Origin of the sequence: Massilia suwonensis (assembly GCF_042655665.1) — a bacterium.
GTDB lineage: Bacteria > Pseudomonadota > Gammaproteobacteria > Burkholderiales > Burkholderiaceae_D > Telluria > Telluria suwonensis.
Window position 1 is genome coordinate 676,456 of the sequence record NZ_JBHSMR010000014.1, and the last position, 20,659, is coordinate 697,114.

Annotated in this window: 19 protein-coding genes and 1 tRNA gene; 13 read left to right on the plus strand and 7 right to left on the minus strand. The window is 65.5% G+C overall.

Annotation, left to right across the window (positions count from 1 at the left end; translation table 11 throughout):
- Positions 1–5: 5 nt before the first annotated feature.
- The 3 genes from ACFPQ5_RS23450 to ACFPQ5_RS23460 form a co-directional block, all read right to left on the minus strand.
- Positions 6–1,337: a PepSY-associated TM helix domain-containing protein gene (locus ACFPQ5_RS23450; protein WP_379761349.1), complete on the minus strand. Its 1,332-nt coding sequence runs from the start codon at positions 1,335–1,337 to the stop codon at positions 6–8.
- 156 nt (positions 1,338–1,493) lie between these two features.
- A complete protein-coding gene (locus ACFPQ5_RS23455) occupies positions 1,494–1,733 on the minus strand; it encodes a hypothetical protein (protein ID WP_379761351.1) in 240 nt (79 codons plus the stop codon).
- A 125-nt stretch (positions 1,734–1,858) separates the two neighbouring features.
- Positions 1,859–1,945, minus strand: a tRNA-Leu gene (locus tag ACFPQ5_RS23460).
- A 168-nt stretch (positions 1,946–2,113) separates the two neighbouring features.
- On the opposite strand from ACFPQ5_RS23460, the gene ACFPQ5_RS23465 reads away from it, so the two are divergent.
- The 10 genes from ACFPQ5_RS23465 (at position 2,114) to ACFPQ5_RS23510 (ending at position 14,338) form a co-directional block, all read left to right on the plus strand.
- Positions 2,114–2,899: a hypothetical protein gene (locus ACFPQ5_RS23465; RefSeq protein WP_379761353.1), complete on the plus strand. Its 786-nt coding sequence runs from the start codon at positions 2,114–2,116 to the stop codon at positions 2,897–2,899.
- Positions 2,900–2,934: 35 nt separating this feature from the next.
- Complete coding sequence (locus ACFPQ5_RS23470) at positions 2,935–5,166, plus strand: penicillin acylase family protein (protein ID WP_379761355.1); 2,232 nt, start codon at positions 2,935–2,937, stop codon at positions 5,164–5,166.
- Positions 5,166–5,720 (plus strand): sugar O-acetyltransferase, encoded by a 555-nt coding sequence (locus tag ACFPQ5_RS23475; RefSeq protein ID WP_379761408.1) that lies wholly within the window; start codon positions 5,166–5,168, stop codon positions 5,718–5,720. The genes ACFPQ5_RS23470 and ACFPQ5_RS23475 overlap by 1 nt, the downstream gene beginning before the upstream one ends.
- 64 nt (positions 5,721–5,784) lie before the next feature.
- Entirely contained in the window at positions 5,785–6,336 is a 552-nt protein-coding gene (locus ACFPQ5_RS23480) for a thymidine kinase (protein WP_379761357.1), read from the plus strand.
- An 11-nt stretch (positions 6,337–6,347) separates the two neighbouring features.
- On the plus strand, positions 6,348–6,899 hold the full coding sequence (locus ACFPQ5_RS23485; RefSeq protein ID WP_379761359.1) for a hypothetical protein: 552 nt from the start codon (positions 6,348–6,350) through the stop codon (positions 6,897–6,899).
- A gap of 171 nt (positions 6,900–7,070) precedes the next feature.
- A complete protein-coding gene (locus ACFPQ5_RS23490) occupies positions 7,071–9,320 on the plus strand; it encodes a carboxy terminal-processing peptidase (protein WP_379761361.1) in 2,250 nt (749 codons plus the stop codon).
- Positions 9,321–9,802: 482 nt separating this feature from the next.
- Complete coding sequence (locus ACFPQ5_RS23495; RefSeq protein WP_379761363.1) at positions 9,803–10,993, plus strand: acyl-CoA dehydrogenase family protein; 1,191 nt, start codon at positions 9,803–9,805, stop codon at positions 10,991–10,993.
- Between the two features lie 9 nt (positions 10,994–11,002).
- Positions 11,003–12,148, plus strand: a complete 1,146-nt coding sequence (locus ACFPQ5_RS23500; protein ID WP_379761366.1) for an acyl-CoA dehydrogenase family protein — start codon at positions 11,003–11,005, stop codon at positions 12,146–12,148.
- On the plus strand, positions 12,145–12,606 hold the full coding sequence (locus tag ACFPQ5_RS23505) for a MaoC family dehydratase (RefSeq protein ID WP_379761368.1): 462 nt from the start codon (positions 12,145–12,147) through the stop codon (positions 12,604–12,606). Before ACFPQ5_RS23500 ends, ACFPQ5_RS23505 begins: the two co-directional genes overlap by 4 nt.
- A gap of 76 nt (positions 12,607–12,682) precedes the next feature.
- Positions 12,683–14,338 (plus strand): long-chain fatty acid--CoA ligase, encoded by a 1,656-nt coding sequence (locus ACFPQ5_RS23510; protein WP_379761370.1) that lies wholly within the window; start codon positions 12,683–12,685, stop codon positions 14,336–14,338.
- Between the two features lie 47 nt (positions 14,339–14,385).
- Here the strand turns inward: ACFPQ5_RS23510 and ACFPQ5_RS23515 are convergent, their stop codons facing one another.
- The gene (locus tag ACFPQ5_RS23515; RefSeq protein WP_379761372.1) at positions 14,386–14,757 is read right to left on the minus strand and encodes a hypothetical protein; all 372 of its coding nucleotides are present in this window, start codon (positions 14,755–14,757) and stop codon (positions 14,386–14,388) included.
- A 259-nt stretch (positions 14,758–15,016) separates the two neighbouring features.
- Between ACFPQ5_RS23515 and pepA the strand changes: the two genes are divergently transcribed.
- Positions 15,017–15,898 carry a flocculation-associated PEP-CTERM protein PepA gene (pepA, locus tag ACFPQ5_RS23520; protein ID WP_379761374.1) on the plus strand — a complete coding sequence of 294 codons (882 nt, stop codon included), beginning with the start codon at positions 15,017–15,019 and terminating at the stop codon, positions 15,896–15,898.
- Between the two features lie 183 nt (positions 15,899–16,081).
- Here the strand turns inward: pepA and ACFPQ5_RS23525 are convergent, their stop codons facing one another.
- Positions 16,082–17,473, minus strand: a complete 1,392-nt coding sequence (locus ACFPQ5_RS23525; protein ID WP_379761376.1) for an MFS transporter — start codon at positions 17,471–17,473, stop codon at positions 16,082–16,084.
- Between the two features lie 147 nt (positions 17,474–17,620).
- Here ACFPQ5_RS23525 and ACFPQ5_RS23530 point away from each other — a divergent pair, with 147 nt between their 5' ends.
- Together ACFPQ5_RS23530 and ACFPQ5_RS23535 are read left to right on the plus strand one after the other, a co-directional pair.
- Positions 17,621–18,085 carry a hypothetical protein gene (locus tag ACFPQ5_RS23530; protein WP_379761378.1) on the plus strand — a complete coding sequence of 155 codons (465 nt, stop codon included), beginning with the start codon at positions 17,621–17,623 and terminating at the stop codon, positions 18,083–18,085.
- A gap of 81 nt (positions 18,086–18,166) precedes the next feature.
- A complete protein-coding gene (locus ACFPQ5_RS23535; protein ID WP_379761380.1) occupies positions 18,167–19,411 on the plus strand; it encodes an MFS transporter in 1,245 nt (414 codons plus the stop codon).
- A 2-nt stretch (positions 19,412–19,413) separates the two neighbouring features.
- Here ACFPQ5_RS23535 and ACFPQ5_RS23540 read toward each other — a convergent pair whose 3' ends face one another.
- Complete coding sequence (locus ACFPQ5_RS23540) at positions 19,414–19,890, minus strand: OsmC family protein (RefSeq protein WP_379761382.1); 477 nt, start codon at positions 19,888–19,890, stop codon at positions 19,414–19,416.
- Between the two features lie 186 nt (positions 19,891–20,076).
- Positions 20,077–20,499 carry a hypothetical protein gene (locus ACFPQ5_RS23545; protein WP_379761384.1) on the minus strand — a complete coding sequence of 141 codons (423 nt, stop codon included), beginning with the start codon at positions 20,497–20,499 and terminating at the stop codon, positions 20,077–20,079.
- Between the last annotated feature and the right edge of the window lie 160 nt (positions 20,500–20,659).

Here is a 20,659-nt window from a genome sequence, read left to right on the forward strand (position 1 = left end):
ATCCTTCAGGCGGGCCGCGCCCGCCGCAAAACCAGCGCTTCCAGCACCAGCACCACGCCCGCCGAGACCGCGAGCAGGGGCAGCAGGGCGCACAGGGCCAGCGTGCCGAGTAGAGCCAGCGGCGAGGCGGCGCGCCAGGCGCCCGGCAGCAGCGCGGGCAGACCGAGTCCTTCGCTGCGCCTGCGCTTGAAGTACATCACCCAGCCCGACAGCAGGGAAAACAGGACGCTCGCGCCGAACAGGAAGAGCAGCGCCTGGTTCCACAGTCCGAATTCGCCGCGATGGAAGGGGATGCCGACGGCGGTCGCCTTGCCGAAGGCGGTTTGTTGATCCCAACCGGCGCGGTACAGCACGCGGCCGTCGTAGGCGTCGAACAGCAGGTCGATCCGGCGCGTCGGCGCGGCGCGGTCGGCGCTGGTGGCGCGCCAGACCCCGGCTGCATCAGCTGGCGGACTCAGGCTCAGCGCGACCGGCGGTGCGGCGGCACGCGCCGTGTTCCATGCCGCCTGCCAGTCGAGCGCCCGCGCGCCCGGACGTGGCGTCGAGCGCAGGCCACGCGGCGCGGCGGGCGACTGCTGGCCGGCCGCATCGCGCAGGGCGCGCACGTTCTCGCCGGCGTAGCGGCTCCAGGTAATCCCGGTCAGCACCATCACCAGGCTCAATATTCCCAGCGCTACGCCGGCAAAGGCATGCCACTGGCGCCATGCGGCGCGCCCCTGCCTGCCGGCGCGCGGCAGTCCGCTCTGGCCGGGACGCGGCCACCACAGGTACACGCCCGTCAGCAGCATCACCAGCAGCCAGCTCGCGCCCAGCTCGATCATCCAGCGCCAGCCCTCGCCCTGCAGCAGGCGCGAATGCAGGTTCTTCGACCAGTCGCTGAAGCGCCCGCCCGTGTCCTGCACGCCGAGCACGCGCGCGTCGTAGGGATTCACGAAGACCGTGACCGGACGCGCGTTTGCCATTGCCGGCGGCGCGCCGTGATGATGCGCATGGCCCTCGGGCGCGCGGACCGGCTCGAACAGGATCCGGACAGGGTCCTCCGCTTCATAGGGCGGCAGCACGGAGCGCAGGCTCAGCCCGGGCGGCGCGGCTGCCTGCGCGGCCGCCACCGAGCGGTCGAGCGCGAGCATGCTGCCGGATGGGCTCACGTGGTCGAGCCCGCGGTACAGGCGCGCCTCGATCTGCGGCACGAACACGTACAGCAGGCCGGTCAGCGTGGCGAGCAGGATAAAGAGAGAGGCGATCAGGGCCGCCCAGGCGTGCACGCGCAGGTACAGGCTGCGGCGCCGTGCCGCCAGGGCCGGCTGCCGGCCTGGCGCGATGTTCTCCCGATGCATGTGTCCTCTCGTCGAATGTTGCTGCCGGCCCGGCAGGAAAGTGCCGCCATCCCGTCATGGCCAGGCCAGTGTGGGCAGGTCGCAGAGGAGTATCCCAAAGGCGGACTTCACGCGCTTGCGCGCACGCACGCAGGCCGAACTTTAACGATAAGCCAGCTACCAGACCGAATCGTCGTTCGCTTCCTCGTAACCCCACTGCCAGTCTTCGTGCTCGACCGTTCCCGGCGGATAGGGATTGCGGGCGCCCGCGACGAAGAAGGCACTATAACCCTCATCGCAGGCCTTGGACAGGGGCGGGAAGGTCTCGGCCAGCCAGGCCTTGAACCTGTCACGCAGTGCAACGACGTCCGGAAGTGCGAACGGCAACAATACCGGGTATTCCCGTTTGAGTCCCATAAACCCCCCGATCAATATTGTTTTTCTACTTGGAGTCAAGAATACAATTTTGGCAACAAAGGGCGCGCACAGTTGCGTTGCGGGGACAGGAGAGGGGAGATGGGCGGTACGGAGGGAGAAAGCGCTGGTGCCCCGAGCCGGGATCGAACCGGCACGCCCTTGCGAGCACGGGATTTTAAGTCCCGGGTGTCTACCAGTTTCACCATCGGGGCAGCGCGGCAGGATTCTAGCACAGGCGTGTCGAAGGGAGGGTCGAAGTTGCAAGATTGCACGAATCAAAAGCGGCTCCGCCCTATGGTCGAGCGATCGAATGGCGTATCATGCACCCCGGCGCAAAACCCTTTCCTGCGCGCCTGAACGAGAAGTGCAAGGACCCCGACTTGAATATCACCATCCATGACCAACTGCGCGCCTTTGTCGATCCGCTGACCGAGATCGAACATGCCGCGCTCGAACGCAGCCTGCTGGCCGAGGGCTGCCGCGACGCCCTCGTGCTGTGGGGCGACATCCTGATCGACGGCCACAACCGCTACGAGATCTGCCGCCGCCACGGCATCGAATTCCGCACCGTCCAGAACGACAGCTTCGCCTCGATCGAGGACGTGATGCTGTGGATGATCGACAATCACCTGGCGCGGCGTAGCGTCTCGGACTTCCAGCGTGGCCTGCTGGCCCTGCGCAAGAAGGAAATCGTCACCGCCCGCATGGCGCAGCAGATGGCCGAGCAGCCGCCCGAGCCGAGCCCGGACGACATGGACTCGCGTCCGCCGCCGCCCTGGAACACGCGCGAGGAAGTCGCCAAGGCGGCGCGCGTGTCGAGCAATACCATCAGCCAGATCGAACGCATCCAGAAGGCGGCCGCGCCGCAGCTGGTCGAAGCCGTGCGTTCGGGCACCATTTCGATCAACGCCGCGGCGAACGTGGCCCAGCTGCCGCAGGAAGCCCAGATCGCGGCCGTGGCCGGCGGGCGCAAGGAGCTGCAGCAGGCCGCGCGCCAGGTGCGCGAGCAGAAAGCGGCCGGCAAGCCGAAAAAGCTGGGCCCGGACGGCGAGCCGGTCGACGAAAAGGCGGCATTGAAAGCCGAGATCGCCGCGCTGAAGGACCGCATGGCGACCCTGCTGACCGAGAACGAAATCCTCAAGCAGAAGCTCGCCAACAACGGGTAATTCCCGAAGAACGATAACAACAAGGAGACGTCCGCATGATCCTGTCCCGTTTTGCAGCAACGATGTTGGCCACGACGCTGGCCGCGAGCACGGTCCCGGCGCTGGCCGAACCCGCGGTCAAGGCCACCAAGGCAAGTGCCCGCAGCAGCGCAAGCACTGCGGAACTGGCGCGCTGGCAAAAGACCGCCAACGGGGTCACGATCATGCGCGACAAGTGGGGCATCCCCCACGTCTTCGGCAAACGCGACGCCGACGCCGTCTTCGGCATGATCTACGCCCAGGCCGAGGACGACTTCAACCGCGTCGAGCTCAACTACATCAATGCGATGGGACGCCTGGCCGAAGTCGAGGGAGAGAAGGAAATCTGGCGCGACCTGCGCATGAAGCTCTACATCCAGCCGGCCGACATGCAGGCCAAGTACGCGGCCAGCCCGGCCTGGCTGAAGGAGCTGATGAACGCCTGGGCCGACGGCCTGAATTTTTATCTGCACACGCATCCGGAGGTGAAGCCGAAGCTGCTGACCCGCTTCGAACCCTGGATGGCGCTCTCCTTCAGCGAGGGCAGCATCGGCGGCGACATCGAGGAAATCAGCCTGAAGGAACTCGAAGCCTTCTACGGTAAGACCCTGCAGCCCACGCTGGCCGACAATACCAATGCATTGGACGCCGAGCCGCGCGGCTCGAACGGCTTCGCCATCGCGCCGAAACTGTCCGCTTCGGGCCATCCGCTGCTGCTGATCAACCCGCACACCTCGTTCTACTTCCGCCCCGAAATCCACATGGTCAGCGAACAGGGGCTGAACGCCTACGGCGCCGTGACCTGGGGCCAGTTCTTCATCTACCAGGGTTTCAACGAGCGTGCCGGCTGGATGCATACCTCGGGCGGCGGCGACGTCATCGACGAGTACCTGGAAACCGTGATCGAACGCCAGGGCAAATATTTCTACAAATATGGCGGCGAGGAACGGGCGCTGCGCGCGGTGCCGCTCACGCTGCCGTTCAGGCAGCCCGACGGCAAGATGGGCAACCGCAAGATCACCGTCTACTTCAGCCACCACGGCCCGATCGTGCGCGGCCAGGACGGCAAATGGGTGGCGGTCAAGATGATGGACGAGCCGGTCAAGGCGCTCACCCAGTCCTGGTCGCGCACCAAGGCGAAGAATTACCAGGCCTTCTACCAGGCGATGGAACTGCGAACGAATTCCTCGAACAACACGGTATACGCCGACGCCGACGGCAACATCGCCTACTTCCACGGCAATTTCATCCCGAAGCGCGATCCGAAATTCGACTGGAGCAAGCCGGTCGACGGCAGCAACCCCGCCACCGAATGGCAGGGCCTGCACGCGATCCCGGAAACGATCACGCTCTTCAACCCGGCCAGCGGCTACATTTCGAACACGAACAACTGGCCGTTCAGCTCTTCCGGCGCGAACAGCCCGAAACGCGAGGCCTACCCGGCCTACATGTGGTCGCTGCCGGAAAACGCGCGCGGCCGCCACGCCGAGCGGGTGCTGAAGGATGCGAAGGGGCTGACTCTGGACAGCCTGATCGCCACGGCCTACGACAGCTACCTGACCGCCTTCGAGCCTCTGGTGCCGCAGTTGACGAAAGATTTCGACGCACTGCCCCCAAACGATGCGCGCAAGACGGCGCTGGCCGAACAGGTGGCGCTGCTGCGCGCCTGGGACCTGCGCTTCGCCGCCAATTCGGTGCCGACCTCGCTCGCCGTCTACTGGGGCCAGGAAATGGTCGCGGCGCACTCGGCGCGGGCGCGTGCGGCGGGCGTGCCGACGGTCGATTTCATCACCAGCAGCCTGAACCCGGATGAGCGCCTCGCCGCGCTGGAGAGTGCCGGCGCGAAACTGACGCGCGACTTCGGTACCTGGAAAACGCCCTGGGGCGAAATCAACCGCTTCCAGCGCATCAGCGGCGACATCAATCAGGAATACGATGACGGCAAACCGAGCTGGCCGGTCGCCTTCACCTCGGCCAACTGGGGCTCGCTCGCGTCCTTCGGCATGGTCGCCAAGCAAAAGACCAAGCGCATCTACGGCGACCGCGGCAACAGCTTCGTCGCCGTGGTCGAGTTCGGGCCGAAAGTGAAGGCGAAGAGCATCCTGGCCGGTGGCCAGAGCGGTAACCCGGCCTCGAAGCATTTCGCCGACCAGGCCGAAATGTACAGCCGCGGCGAATTCAAGGACGTGCTGTTCTACAAGCAGGACATCGAGAAACAGCTCGAGCGTAAATACCACCCGGGGCAATGATGGAACGCAGCGAGAAAGACAAGATGCTGGCAGGCGAGCTGTACCACCCCAGCGCGCCTGAGCTGCAAGTGGAACTGGAAGCCTGCGCGGCCTGGCTGGCGCGCTACAACGCGGCCATGGGCGAGCCGGCGCCAGTCTGGCACCGGCTGCTGCAGGAACGCCTGGGCGCGGTGGGCGAGCATGCGATGCTGCGTCCGCCGTTCTACTGCGACTACGGCTTCAACATCCGCGTCGGCGCCAATGTCTTCATGAACTACAACTGCGTGATCCTCGACACGGCGCTCGTGACCATCGGCGACGACACCCGCATCGGCCCGGCCGTGCAGATCTACACGGCCGACCATCCGCACGACCCGGCCCTGCGGCGCAGCGGCCTGGAGCAGGGCGTGGCCGTCACCATCGGCAAAAACGTGTGGATCGGCGGCGGCGCCATCGTGCTGCCGGGCGTGACCATCGGCGACGATGCCATCGTCGGCGCCGGCAGCGTCGTCACGCGCGACGTGCCGGCGGGCGCGACGGTGGTCGGCAATCCGGCCAAAGTAGTCAACGGCTGAGCTGGCGCGGCCCTTGCCTGCCTTGCTATAATTTCTCGATTCACATTGGCGTACGGGCAAGGCAGTGGCAAAACTCTATTTCAGGTATTCGGCGATGAACGCCGGCAAATCGACGGCGCTGCTGCAGGTGGCGCACAACTATGAAGAGCAGGGCCAGCAGGTCAAGCTCTACACGGCGGTGATCGACGACCGCTACGGCGTCGGCCTGATCACCTCGCGCCTGGGACCCCAGCGCCAGGTCGATACGTTCGACACCGGCACCAATTTCCTCGCGGCCGCGCCGAAAGTGGCCTGCGTGCTGGTCGACGAGGCCCAGTTCCTCACCAAGGAACAAGTACAGCAGCTGCACCAGCTGGCCCAGGTAAAGGGCGTGCCCGTGATCTGCTACGGCCTGCGCAGCGATTTCCGCGGCGATCCTTTCCCCGGTTCGGCTTATTTGCTGGCATTGGCCGACGACATCGAGGAAATCAAGAACATCTGCACCTGCGGCAAGAAGGCGACCATGAACGTGCGCGTCGACGAGCAAGGCCGCCGCATCCGCGAGGGCGAGCAGGTCAGCATCGGCGGCAACGAAAGCTACCGCCAGGCCTGCGGGCGCTGCTTCTACTCGCAATAAGAAGAGGCCGCGTGCCCGCGTGTAGCGCCTACCTGCCGGGCTTGCTGTGCAGCCATGGCGACATTTTGCTGTACCTGGTGCCGTCGATCGCGACGGCCTTCCTGTTCTGGATGCTGTCGGGCGCGCATCCCGCGTTCTTCCTTCTCACCGCACCCGGCACGCTGTGCCACGAGCTGGCGCACTTCGGCGTCGGCCTGCTCACCAATGCCGAGCCGACCAACATCAGCCTGTTCCCGCGCCGCAAGGGCAAGATCTGGGAACTCGGCTCCGTCACCTTCGCCAACCTGCGCTGGTACAACGCCGCCCCGGCCGCGCTGGCGCCGCTGCTGATCCTGCTGCTGCCGCTCGCCGTGGCGGCCTGGCGCACCGGGCCCGGCTGGCGCTTCGCGCCGCTGGACCTGTTGATCGCCGTGCTGCTGGCGCCCCAGTTCCTGTCCTTCTGGCCATCCCCGGTCGACTGGCGCCTGGCGGCACGTTCCTGGCCCTGGGTACTTGTGCTTGGCTTCGGTGGCGCCATCTACCTGTGGCACGACCTGTTGTTGCGACTAGTACATTGGCATTGATACGAGGCTGACCATGCCGGCTTAAGCCAACCTTAATCGATGGCGTATGCATGGCACAAGCCGACTCGACGCGGGCCGCCGTTCCTGTAGAATGGGTTCGCGCGCCGTCGATACTGCAAGTATCCGGCGCAAGGCAGTCACTCGAATAGTTCACGTTCGGAGAACGAATACATGAAGAAGCAGATGTTGATCCTTGCCCTGGCTACAGCCTGTGCCGTGTCCACGCACGCCGTCACTGCCCAGCCGGAAAAAGTCGCGTCGACCCAGATGAAGCCCGTTGCCGCACAGACGCAAGCCGCGCTGTGGGCCTCGCGCGTGCTGGGCCGCTACCACTACAAGGCGACCCCGCTCGACGACGCCATGTCGGAAAAGATCTTCGACAACTACTTCGAAACCCTGGACAGCGAAAAGCTCTACTTCACCCAGGCCGACATCGACCGCTTCGCGCCCCTGCGCACCAAGCTCGACGATGCGATCAACAACGAAGACCTGAACCCGCCGTTCACGATCTACAACCTGTACCAGCAGCGCTTTGCCGACCGCATGAACTACGCGCGCAGCCTGCTCAAGACCAAACTCGACTTTACCGTCGACGAGACCCTGCAGCTCGACCGCGAAAAAGCCCCGTGGGCCAAGAGCGAGGACGAGATCCGCGATTTGTGGCGCAAGCGCGTCAAGAACGACTGGCTGCGCCTGAAACTGGCCGGCAAGGAAGAAAAGGCGATCCGCGAGACGCTCGACAAGCGCTACGAGAACTACATCGGGCGCATGAAGAAGCTGAACAACGAAGACGTGTTCCAGATGTTCATGAACGCGTACGCCACCGCGATCGAGCCGCACACCAACTACCTGGGCCCGCGCTCGGCCGACAACTTCGACATCGCGATGCGCCTCTCGCTCGAGGGCATCGGCGCCGTGCTGCAGTCGCGCGACGACTACACCGTGATCCGCGAAATCGTGCCGGGCAGCCCGGCCGACAAGTCCGGCAAACTGAAAGTGGGCGACCGCATCGTCGGCGTGGCGCAGGGCAGCGGTCCGTTCACCGACGTGCTCGGCTGGCGCATCGACGACGTCGTGCAGCTAGTGCGCGGCGAGAAGGGCTCGACCGTGCGCCTGGACGTGATCCCGGGCGACGCCGGCGTCGACGCCAAGCACGTGACCGTCTCGATGGTGCGCAAGAAAATCAGCATGGAAGAGCAGGCCGCCAAGAAGTCGATCATCCAGGTCAAGGATAACGGCGTGACGCGCCGCATCGGCGTGATCTCGCTGCCGACCTTCTACCAGGACTTCGAAGCGCGCCGCAAGGGCGACAAGGACTTCAAGAGCGCCACCCGCGACGTCGCCCGCATCCTGGGCGAGCTGAAGAAGGATAAAGTCGACAACGTCCTGATCGACCTGCGCAACAACGGCGGCGGCTCGCTGGTGGAAGCGGTCGAACTGACGGGCCTGTTCATCGACAAGGGCCCGGTGGTGCAGCAGCGCACCGCCGAAGGCCGCGTCGAAGTCGAAAACGACACGGTGCCGGGCCTGGCCTGGGACGGCCCGATGGGCGTGCTGATCAACCGCGGCTCGGCCTCGGCGTCCGAGATCTTCGCCGCCGCGATCCAGGATTACGGCCGCGGCCTCGTGATCGGCGAGCCGAGCTTCGGCAAGGGCACGGTCCAGACCCTGATCGACCTCGACCGTTTCTCGCAGTCGGACAAGGTGCGCTACGGCGAACTGAAGATGACGATCGCCCAGTTCTTCCGCATCAACGGCGGCACCACCCAGCTGCGCGGCGTCACGCCCGACATCAAGCTGCCGGTGACCACCGATCCGGACATGTTCGGCGAATCCTCGTTCGATAACGCGCTGCCCTGGGTCTCGATCAAGCCGGCCAACTACGTGCCTTCGGGCGACCTGAAGGAACTGGTGGCCCCGCTGCAGAAGCGCCACGAAGCGCGCATCGCCAAGGACCGCGACATCCAGGACCTGCGCGAAGACATCGCCGAAGTGGTCAAGCTGCGCAAGGAAAACGCGATCTCGCTGAACGAAGCCGTGCGCCGCAAGGAACGCGACGCCCAGGACGCGCGCGCCAAGATGCGCGAAGCGCGCCTGGCGGCAGGCAAGGGCGCGACCACCCCGGACGAACCGGCGGCAGCGCCAGGCGGCAAGGAAGCGCGCAGCAAGGTGCCGGAGCCGACCCGTCCGGCCAAGACCGTGGTCGCTTCGCGCAACTCGCTGCAGCGCGACGACGGCCTGCAGGCCGACGAGCGCGCGCTGTCGGCGGAGATCGCGGCCGAAAAGGCGGCCAAGGATGCGAAGGACGTGCTGCTGCAGGAGGCTGCGCATATCCTGGCGGACGAGGCCGGCATGCTGAAGACCGATACCCGCATGGCCTCGCGCACGATGCCGTACATGGTGCCGGGACGTGGCAACTGATCAGCCTTGCTCTACAAGAAAGCTCCTTCGGGAGCTTTTTTTTCGACCGACGAATCGTGAGGAGCGTAGGGTGGGCACTCCGTGCCCACGCGGACTCATCGCCCGATACCATGCGGCTCGCGCGAACACTGCTCACGTGCCGTACCGCGTGGGCACAGAGTGCCCACCCTACGATGCGCCGTGAATTGTAGGGTGGAGTCCTGACTCCACGCGTACGTGCCCATGCACACCGCAACGCTTGGAAGCAAGGTTTCGGCGTGCATGCGTCGTAAGCGCGTGGGCAGAGCCCGGTGAAGCCGTTGGTGAGGCCATTGGCCTCACCAACCCCTACATCCGTGGCTGTCCAAGCTACGTGATAACCGATTCGAATACCCCCCCCGCTTCGAGATATTTTATTTGCAAAACACTTCAGCTTTTCGGTTAGAATCATTGCAGAACGATCGTGCTTTTTCGCCCGGCGCGACGAATAACGAGGAGACCGAATGGACCTGAATTACACCGACGAAGACCTGGCATTTCGCGATGAAGTGCGGGCCTTCCTGGCCGAGGCCTTGCCTGCCGACCTGCAGCACAAGGTGCGCAGCCACCTGCGCCTCTCCAAGGAAGACAGCGTACGCTGGCACAAGATTCTGGCGGAGAAGGGCTGGGTCGCGCCCGGCTGGCCGGTCGAGTTCGGCGGCCCGGGCTGGACCCCGGTGCAGCGCCACATCTTCGACGAGGAATGCGCACGTGCCGGCACCCCCCAGATCATGCCCTTCGGCGTCAACATGGTCGCCCCCGTCATCATGGCCTTCGGCAACGCCGAGCAAAAAGCCTATTACCTGCCGCGCATCCTGTCCTGCGAGGACTGGTGGTGCCAGGGCTATTCGGAACCGGGCGCCGGCTCCGATCTCGCCTCGCTGAAGACCACCGCGGTCCGCGACGGCGACCACTACATCGTCAACGGCCAGAAGACCTGGACCACGCTGGCCCAGCACGCCGACATGATCTTCTGCCTGGTGCGCACCGATACCGGCGTACGCAAGCAGGAGGGCATCTCGTTCCTCTTGATCGACATGCACAGCCCCGGCATCACGGTGCGTCCGATCATCATGCTCGACGAAGACCACGAAGTGAACGAAGTCTTCTTCGACAACGTGCGCGTGCCGGTGGCGAACCTGATCGGCCAGGAAAACAAGGGCTGGACCTATGCCAAGTACCTGCTCGGCCACGAGCGCACCGGCATTGCCGCCGTCGGCCGCAGCAAACGCGAACTGGCCTTCCTGAAGGGCCTCGCCGCGCGCGAACGGAAGAACGGCAAGCCCCTGATCGAGGATCCGCTGTTCGGCGCCAAGCTGGCCGCGCTGGAAATCGAACTGATGGCGCTGGAGATGACCGTGCTGCGCGTGCTCTCGCGCGCCGACAAGGGACCGGGCCCGGAAGCCTCGGTGCTGAAGGTGCGCGGCACCGACATCCAGCAGCAGCTGTCCGAACTGATGGTGGAAGCCGTCGGCCCGATGGCCCTGCCTTTCGATCCGGCCTACCTGGAAGGCGAGCGCGAACACAGCCTGGTCGAGGACGACGATGCCGCGCCGCTGCTGTCGCACTACTTCAACTATCGCAAGACCTCCATCTACGGCGGCTCGAACGAGATCCAACGCAACATCATCACCCAGATGATCCTGGGCCTGTAAGGAGACGGCATGGACTTCAATTTCACTTCCGAGCAGCTCCAGTTCGCGGACGCGCTCAAGCGCTGGATCGGCCGCGACTACGGCTTCGAGGCGCGCCGCGCGATCATTCACTCCGATAGCGGAACGTCGGACGCGGCATGGGCCACGCTGGCCGAACTCGGCATGACGGCGCTGCCGGTGCCCGAGGAATCCGGCGGCTTCAGCGGCAATGCGGTCGACATGTTCGTCGTCATGCAGGAACTGGGCCGCGGCCTGGTCGTCGAACCCTATTTTGCCACCGTGCTCGGCGCCGAATTCCTGCGCCTGGCGGGCGGACGCGGCGAACTGCTCGAACAAGTCGCCAGCGGCGGCTTGAGGCTGGCCTGCGCCCTGGGCGAGCGCCAGTCGCGCCACGACATGTTCGACATCGCCACCCGCGCCGCAGCCAATGGCGACGGCTGGATTCTCAACGGCGAGAAGAAGGTCGTCAGCCACGGCGCCGAAGCGGGCATGCTGATCGTCTCGGCGCGCACCGGCGGCGAACAGCGCGGCCAGGACGGCGTGTCGCTGTTCGTTCTGCCTGTCGATACCGCGGGCATCAGCACGAACGGCTACCGCACCCTGGACGGCCAGCGCGCCGCGGATGTGCGTTTCGAGAACGTGCAGGTGCCGCGTGCGGCGCTGCTGGGTGAAGAAGGCAAGGGCGCGAGCATCCTCGACGCCGCCCTCGACTACGGCGCCGGCCTGCTGTGCGCCGAAGCGCTGGGCGCGATGGAAGCCATCTTCGAAGCGACCCTGGAATACCTGAAGACCCGCCAGCAGTTCGGCGCCCCGATCGGCAAGTTCCAGGCCCTGCAGCACCGCATGGCCGACATGTACATCCATTTGGAACAGGCGCGCTCGATGGCGCTGCTCGCGGCGGTGAAGCTGGCCTCGAACGATGCCAACGAACGCCGCCGCGCCGTCTCGGCCGCCAAGTACCGCATCAACCAGGCCGCACGCTACGTCGGCCAGCAGGCGGTGCAGCTGCACGGCGGCATGGGCGTGACCGACGAACTGCCGGCCGCCCACTACTTCAAGCGCCTGGCCACGATCGAACTGACCCTGGGCGACAGCGACCACCACCTGGCGCGCTTCATGGCCCAGCCGGGTTTTGCTGAAAGGGCCGCCGCATGAGGAAGCAATGGTATTTCGACGACTTCGTGCCGGGCCAGGAGATCGAGCTCGGTGAGCGTACCGTCAACGAGGACGAGATCATCGCCTTCGCGAAGCAGTTCGACCCCCAGCCCTTCCACGTCGATAAGGAGGCGGCCGCGAAGTCGATCTACGGCGGCGTGATCGCCAGCGGCTGGCACACCTGCGCCATGATGATGCGCATCGTCCTCGACGGCATGGGCTGCGAGGAAGCGAGCATGGGTTCGCCGGGCCTGGACGGCGTGCGCTGGCTGCAGCCGGTGCGCGCCGGCGACACCCTGAAGGTCCGCTACGTCACGAAGGAGGTCAAGCCGTCGAGTTCGAAGCCGGACCGCGGCGTGGTCTACTCGACCTGGGTCGCCACCAACCAGAAGGGCGACGAGGTCTGCACCATCGACGGCAAGGCGCTGTTCCGCCGCCGTCCGCAAGCCGCCGCATAAGCAAGCAAGGCCGCCGTCTCCCGGCCGCCGCGCCGGAGCGGCGGCCGCATCGAACACGCCTAGGAGACACCGCACCATGCAAGAGCGTCACGCCCAGTTCTGGCCGCGCGGCCTGCCGCGCCACCTGACCGTCCCCGATACCAACCTGTTCTACAACCTGGAAGTCTCGAGCGTCCGCTACCCGGACAAGCCGGCCCTGGTCTTCTACGATTCCCCCATCACCTACGCGGAACTCAAGCGCGAGGTCAAGCGCGTCGCCGGCTACCTCCAGCAGGAGTGCGGCGTGAAGCAGGGCGACCGCGTCCTGCTCTACATGCAGAACAGCCCCCAGTTCGTCATCGCCTACTACGCCATCCTGCGCGCGAACGCGGTGGTGGTGCCGGTCAATCCGATGAACCTGACCGAGGAGCTGCGCCACTACGTCAGCGACACCGGCGCCACGACCATCTTCGTGCCGCAGGACCTGTATCCGCAGGTGGCGCCGTTGATGAACGCCGGCCTTCGCCACGTGCTGGTGGCCGCGTATTCCGACTACCTGACAACGCCGACCGACCTCGCCGTCCCCGAGTTCGTGTCCGCGCCGCGCCGCCAGATCGAAGGCGAGGGCGTCGTCCTGTGGAGCGCCATGCTGGCGCGCGATGCCAGGCCCGGTCCCTTGACGGCCGGTCCGGCTGAGCTCTGCGTCATGCCCTACACCTCGGGCACCACGGGCCTGCCGAAAGGCTGCATGCACACCCACCGCAGCGTCATGTACAACGCGCTGGCCGGCATGCAGTGGTTCGGCTCGCAGCAGGATTCGATCGCGCTGAGCGTCCTGCCCCTGTTCCACGTGACCGGCATGCAGGGCGGGATGAACGGGCCCATCTTCGCCGGCGCCACCGTCGTGCTGATGGCGCGCTGGGACCGCGACATGGCAGCCGAATGCATCCGCCGCCACCGCGTCAACGCCACCCAGCTGATCTCGACGATGGTGATCGACCTGCTGTCGAGCCCACGCGTGATGGAATACGACCTGTCTTCCATCCGGCGCCTGAGCGGCGGAGGCGCCGCCATGCCCGAAGCCATCGCGCGCAAGATGCAGGAACTGCTCGGCATCGACTACATCGAGGGCTACGGCATGTCCGAGACCATCGCGCCGACCCACGTCAACCCGCCCGAACGCCCGAAGAAGCAGTGCCTCGGCATCCCGATCCAGGACGTCGACGCACGCGTGATCGATGCCGACACCTTTGCGACGCTTGGCGTGGACGAAGTCGGCGAGATCGTCGTGCACGGCCCGCAGGTGATGCTGGGCTACTGGAACAACGAGGACGCGACCCGCGACGCTTTCATCGAGATCGACGGCAAGCGTTTTCTCCGCACCGGCGACATCGGCAAGGTCGACGAGGACGGCTACTTCTTCATGACCGACCGCCTCAAACGCATGATCAACGCCTCGGGCTACAAGGTGTGGCCGGCGGAAGTGGAGGCGCTGATGTACCGCCATCCGGCGATCCGCGAAGTCTGCGTGGTATCGGGCGTGGATGCGCGGCGCGGCGAGACGGTCAAGGCGGTGGTGGTGCTGAAGGACGGCTTCCACGGCCAGGTGACGGAGCAGGACATCGTCGAGTGGTCGCATGCGAACATGGCGGCCTATAAAAGTCCGCGCATCGTCGAGTTTCGGGAAGCGCTGCCGAAGTCGGGGACAGGCAAGGTGCAGTGGCGGGCCTTGCAGGACGCGCGCGGCGAATGATGGATACCGGGGCTGGGACCTCGAGAGGCCCGGCCGGCTAGTCCCGACTACATCACGCAGGGAATATCGACGATCACCCCCTTGTCGAGTCCCTGCACGCAACCATTGACCTGCCGGACCGCCTCGCACACGCCCGGCGCCTTTTCGCCCGCGGGTTTCCACCCTTCCTTCGCATTCGGCCTGCACCAGCCGGACAGGCATCGCGCCGACGAGCTGCACTGCTTGCCGGCGTCGGGCGCGTTCAGCACACAGACTTCCCGGTCCTGGGGATCGCCCGGCATTCCCCGTTTTTCCCATACCCCGCCTTTTGCCAGACAAACTGCTTTGGTCCCGGGCAGCGTCCAGGTTTCAACTGCATGCGCCGCCGTGCCGAGTGCACAAGCGCTGAAGAGCATCGACAGGGCAAGGCTGATCTTCATGAGTTGCATTCTGATATGGGAATGCCGCGATTCTAGCGGAATGTTCCCCGATAGAACCATGTTGTCGCCGGGTTAGGTCAAGCCGGATAGTTGCTATTTCTGTTAAATGCTGAGTCGAGATTCTTTACACTCGATCGATGGATTGTGTCACGGGCGATTGTAACCGGTTGATTTTGAACACATTGCGTTTTCTGGAACGATGCTTGCTACTTAACGTAAGCAGCACCGAACAACCAATCAACGCAAGGATCGCCGATTTATGAAACTCCTCAAAAAACTGACCGCCGCGGCCGCTGTCGCGATGAGCATGGCAGGGGGCGCAAACGCTGCCACTGTCCTGAACAACTGGGTCTTCAACCCGACCGGCGGCGGCTTCGCCTCCGGCCAGGAAGTCAACGAATACCTCGACATCAACGGCAACTCGTTCATCCAGATCAACCCGACCGGCGCCACCAGCTTCTCGTTCACCGAGCACGGCGTGTTCAACATCGCGCAGGCCGATAGCAATGGCCGCCTGTTCCCGATTAACTTCCCGGGCGGGAACATTACGGCCACCTTCGAAGCGACCGGCACCGGTAATCTGGGCGGCACCTTCACTTTCGGCGGCGGCACGATCCGCATGTACCAGAACCCGACCAACGGCCAGTACGCGACCGCAGCCGGCACCTACGGCGCGGACCTCGGCAACCAGATCGCCGAGTTCAGCGTCCTGGCGGGCGGCGGCGGCCAGGTCGACGCGAGCGGTTCGCCGACCAACAATGGCCAGATCACGGTGCTGGCGCAGGCAAGCAACGGCAGCCTGGATGCGGGCTACTTCTTCCGCGAAAACGGCACCGACCTGTCGACCGAATCGATTCTTGCCTTCGCCTTCACCAATGCCAATACCGTCGGCGATCCGGAGGATCTGCTGGTCGACGAAGTGGCCTGCGATTTCGCCGGCTTCACCGGCAATGGCTGCAATGGCCAGGCCTACGCGAATACCCCGCGCAATTTCTTCGTTAGCAATAACGGGCAATTGAAGCTGGGTGAAGAAGACGAGGTCCCACCGGGCGAAGTGCCCGAGCCGGGTTCGCTGGCGCTGTTCGGCATCGCCCTGCTGGGCGCCGGCGTCGCCTGCCGCAAGCGCGGCAAACAGTCCTGATCCTTACGCGATGGACGGGGCAGGGCGGCCGAACGGCTGTTCCTGCCCGAGAGGCAGCAAACGCGAGTTGCTGGGCAAGCACTGGCGCACATAAGAGGCAGTGGCGGGCATTCGCAGCATGGCGAAACGGCGTGGACCATCGGTCGGCGCCGTTTTTTTTCGCCGGCGCAAACCGATGCGACATCAGGCCGGGGCCGCGCTTGGTCCTTGCCGCATGCGCAGCACCGCCACCAGCAATCCCAGCCCGGCCACGCCTGCGGCGATGCCCAGCGCCGTGCCGGCACCGCGCGTGCCGTACAGGTCGAGCATGACGGTCGCCAGCGCGGCGCCGCCGGTCATGCCGACCATGCGCGCCATCGTCATCAGGCCGCCGGCCGCGCCGCTGCGCTCGGGCGGCGCGGAGGTCAGCAGGAGCCGGTTGTTGGGCGTCTGGAACAGGCCGAAGCCGATCCCGCACAGGGTCACGCGCCAGACGATGTCCATATCCGACGGCGCCGCCGGCAGCAGGGCCAGCGTCGCCAGGCCGAGCGTGAACAGGGCCAGACCAAGCGCACCGATGCGCTCGGAGTCGAAACGGTCGGCCAGCTTGCCCGACAGCGGGGCGACGACCACGATCACCAGCGGCCAGGGCGTCATCAGGAGACCGGTCGCGGCGGCGCTCTTGCCCATTTCCGTGATTAGCAGGAAGGGCAGGGCCAGCAGGGCGACGGTCTGCGCCGTGTAGGAGGCGATCGAGGTGCCGGTCGACAGGCGCAGCACGGGGATGCGCAGCAGGTCGAGCGGCAGCAGCGGCGCCGCGCGGCCGCGCTGGTGGCGCACCAGCAGCAGCGCGCTGAGGCAGCCCAGCACCAGCAGCAGGGCTGCCAGGCCGCGCTGCGCGGCGTCGCCCAGCTCGCTGGCGCCGATGACGAACAGGGTCAGCGTGACGGCGTTCAGCACGGCGCCGCCGAGGTCGAAGCTGCGCGCCAGCGGCCTGCTGCGCGGCAGAATGCGGGCCGCGAGCACGATCGCGATCAGGGCCAGCGGCAGGTTCAGGCCGAACAACCAGCGCCAGCTGGCATGCGAGAGGACGGCGGCCGCGACGCTCGGGCCGATCGCGGCGGAGACCGCTACCGTCAGCGCCAGGTAGCCGATCCCGGCGCCGACCAGCCTGGGCGGGAACACGGCACGCAGCAGGGCCGGCACGATGGTCGAGACGCAGGCGCCGCCCAGGCCCTGCAGCACGCGCGCCGCCACCAGCGCCTCCAGGTTGGGCGCGACCGCGCACAGCAGCGAGGCCAGCGTGAAGACGAAGAGGCCCGCCATGAAGACGCGCTTGTAGCCGAACTTCTCGCCCACGGAAGCCAGCGGCAGCACGGCGACCACCATCGCCAGCTGGTAGGCATTCACCACCCAGATCGCCTGCGCGGCCTGCGCATGCAGGTCCTGCGCGATGCTCGGCAGGGCGACGTTCGCGATCGACACGCCGAGGTTGCCGACGAAAGTGCCGAGCAGGATGGCCAAGGTCGCCCAGCGCAGCGCCGCGGTCTCCAGGTCCTGGCCGGCGGCGTGCACGGCCGGTTCCGGTTTCATCATGGTTCGCTCACCTCATCAGTATTGAATAGTTTGTTTATGAATTATCTGCGGAAAGCGCCTTTCATGCTCGCCGGGGCGGCGTGCGTGGCGACACGGCCGCACACCGCTCTCTACAATTGGATCAACCCATCCAGACGAGAGAACACGATGAACACACCCAGCCTGCTTCCTTCCGCCCTGATCGGCGCCGTCGCCAGCGCGCGCTCGATGACGCCGATGGCCACCATCGCCGCCGCACGCCTCGCCAAACGCGACACGCCGGGCGAACTCTTCCTGCTCGACCGTCCGCTGTTCAAGTACGGCGCCCTGGCCATGGGCGCGGGCGAGCTGGCCGGCGACAAGATGAAGTCGGCGCCCGACCGCACCGTCTTCCTCGGCCTGCTGGCGCGTGTGCTGAGCGCCGGGATCGCCGGCGCCGCGCTGGCGCCGCGTGGCGAGGAAAAGGCGGGCGCCGCGGTCGCGGTGGCGACTGCCGTGCCGCTGGCTTACCTGACGCTGGCCGGCCGCAAGAAAGCCATGGCGAGCATGGGCCAGACCAAGAGCGGCCTGATCGAGGACGCGCTGGTCATGGCGGCGGGCGCCGCGGTCGTGGCGCTGGCCACCCGGCGCTGAAGAGCCGCTCCCGGGGGCAGGGCCGGATCGACTACAATCCTCGCATCCGGCCCGCAGTGGGCCTGCTTATGGAACGCCCACATGACACGCCGCTCCTGGTACTTCGGCTGGAACATCGTCGCCGCCGCCACTCTGCTCACTACGCTCACCGTCGGCATGCGGCTCGGGATCGGGCCCTTCTTCCTGCCCATTAGCGAGGATCTCGGCTTCAGCCGCAGTCTGCTGGCCTCGATCGTCGCCGTCGGCATGCTGTGCTACGGGCTGGCGATGCCGCTGGCGGGCTACCTGGTCGGGCGCTACGGCACGCGCTTCGTGCTGCTGCTCGGTACGGCCGTCGTCGTCGGCTCCGTAGTCTGGAGCGTGAATGCGCGTACGCCGCTCTCCTTCCTGCTCGCCTTTGGCGTGGCGATGTCGGTCGGTCTCGGCTTCACCAGCCCGGTCGCGCTCACGCCTGTGATCAGCCGCTGGTTCACGCGCCAGCGCGGCATGGCGCTGTTCTTCCTGTCGACCGGGTCGATGGCGGGGATGGCGGTGCTCACGCCCGTGCTCACCTGGGCCATCGGCGCAGTCGGCTGGCAGTCGACCCTGCTCGGCTTCGCGGCCCTGTTCACGGTGGTGACGGTGCCGGCCGCGCTGTTCGTCATGCGCGAGGAGGCGCCGGCGCACACCGACCTGCTGCCGGACCAGATCCGCGCGCAGGCGGCCGCGCCCAAGACGGCGCCCGCCAGCCTGCCGCTCGGCGCCGCGCTGCGCACTTCTCCGTTCTGGAAGATCGTCGCCGGCCTGTTCGCCTGCGGCTTCAGCATGAACCTGCTCGGCACCCACGGCGTGCCGATGCTGATGGACCACGGCTTCGATGCGATGACGAGTTCCTACGGCATCGGCCTGATCGGCCTGGTCGCCATCCTCGGCACCTTGGTGTTGGGCCGGCTGTCGGACAAGGTCCCGCGCCGCAACATCCTCGCCACGATCTATTTCGTGCGCGGCCTCGGCTTCTTCGCGTTGCTCGTCGTCGGCACCCATTGGGAGCTGTACGTCGCCGCGGCGATCGGCGGCATGGTCTGGGCCGGCAGCATCGCCACCTCGTCGGCGATGCTGGCCGATATCTACGGCGTGCGCCTGGTCGGCGTGATGTACGGCACCGCCTACCTCGGCCACCAGGTCGGCGCCATGCTCAGCTCCTGGCTGGGCGGCTGGGGCTTCGAGCACTTCGGCACCCACTGGGTCGCCTTCGGCAGCGCGGGCGTGCTGCTCCTGGCGGCGTCCGCCGTGTCGATGCAGCTGCCGCTGCGCGGGAGCGCCCTGATGCGGCCTGCCACGCAGTAGGCTTATCGGGCGACTACATTGAAAGTCGGCTCATAGCTCACGGGGAAATTGACGGATCGTGCAATGAAGCAGAAGTCATGCACTTTCTCATGAAGCTCAGTGGCAAGCTTCAAGTCCGCTCCTTCCTGCACCGAAATGCTCGGCCGGAGGACCGCGGAAAGAAATCGTCCCGCTCCGTTCGGCAGCGTCTCGCCGTGGCCGACCGGATCGTCCCGGTAGCCCGTCACGACGATCCCGGCATTGCTGGCAAGGTGCAAGTACCAGAGCATGTGGCAGGCGGACAAGGCCGAGATCAGCAGGTCTTCGGGATTCATCCTGGCCGGATCGCCGCCGAGCAGGGGATCGTTCGAACAGTGGACGACGTCCTTGCCGGGCAAGGCGATATCCCAGGTGCGATCGTAGCCTTTGTAGCTGCGGGTTCCTTCTCCGCGGTTTCCGGTCCAGACGATCGACGAAACGAAATCGTGGAGCTTTGCCATGTTTTGTCCTTTCGTTGGTAGCACTGGTTTCTGATTGATCGAACGTATGGCTCGGTTAAAACCATCAGGAAGGAGAAGCCGCCAAGCTGGCTGCGGCCTGACTGAACTTCGCTCAGGCTGGAAGCGAATAGCCATGCGCGCGCTTTCGATCCATAGCTGCCATGGATCGCCGGTCAACCTCCTGATTTACCGTGTCGGCTCTTCCCGGCAATGCAGGCCCGACCTGTCCCGCCAATATAAGGTCTGTTCGAACTGAAAACTGATGACGAATGAAGAGGGGCAAACCTGCGCGATTGATTTGGCGAGCTGCTCGATTTCGCCAAATGGGCAAGTTTCGCCAACTGTCGGCCCCTTGATACGGAGATGGCATAGCCTCCCTACTGAGAACGCCAAGCCTTTCGTATCCTCAGCGCAAAGCCTCCGGTCGCCGGGTTTGTCCACTGTCCACAACATCAGGCCGGACGCAAAACGGGCTGTCAGTTCGTTACCCTCGACCGTGACCTCGGAAGCACCTGCCATAGTCGCCGCCCGTTCCAGCTTCGAGAGTGTTAGTGAATCCTCTGCTTCGATATAGATGTCTAAGCCCACTTGATACCTGTTCGTGTCCAATCGTTGCGCCTTGCGGGGCTACAGCGGTATTGCTTGACGAAATGACCGTGCGCTTTTGGCAGATTGCAGACCTGTTGTAGCGTCTGCTTACGACCTATTGCGTTGAAAAACTCTTAGGCAAAAGCAGTCCTTGATGAAGTAACTGTACAGGAAAGATGCG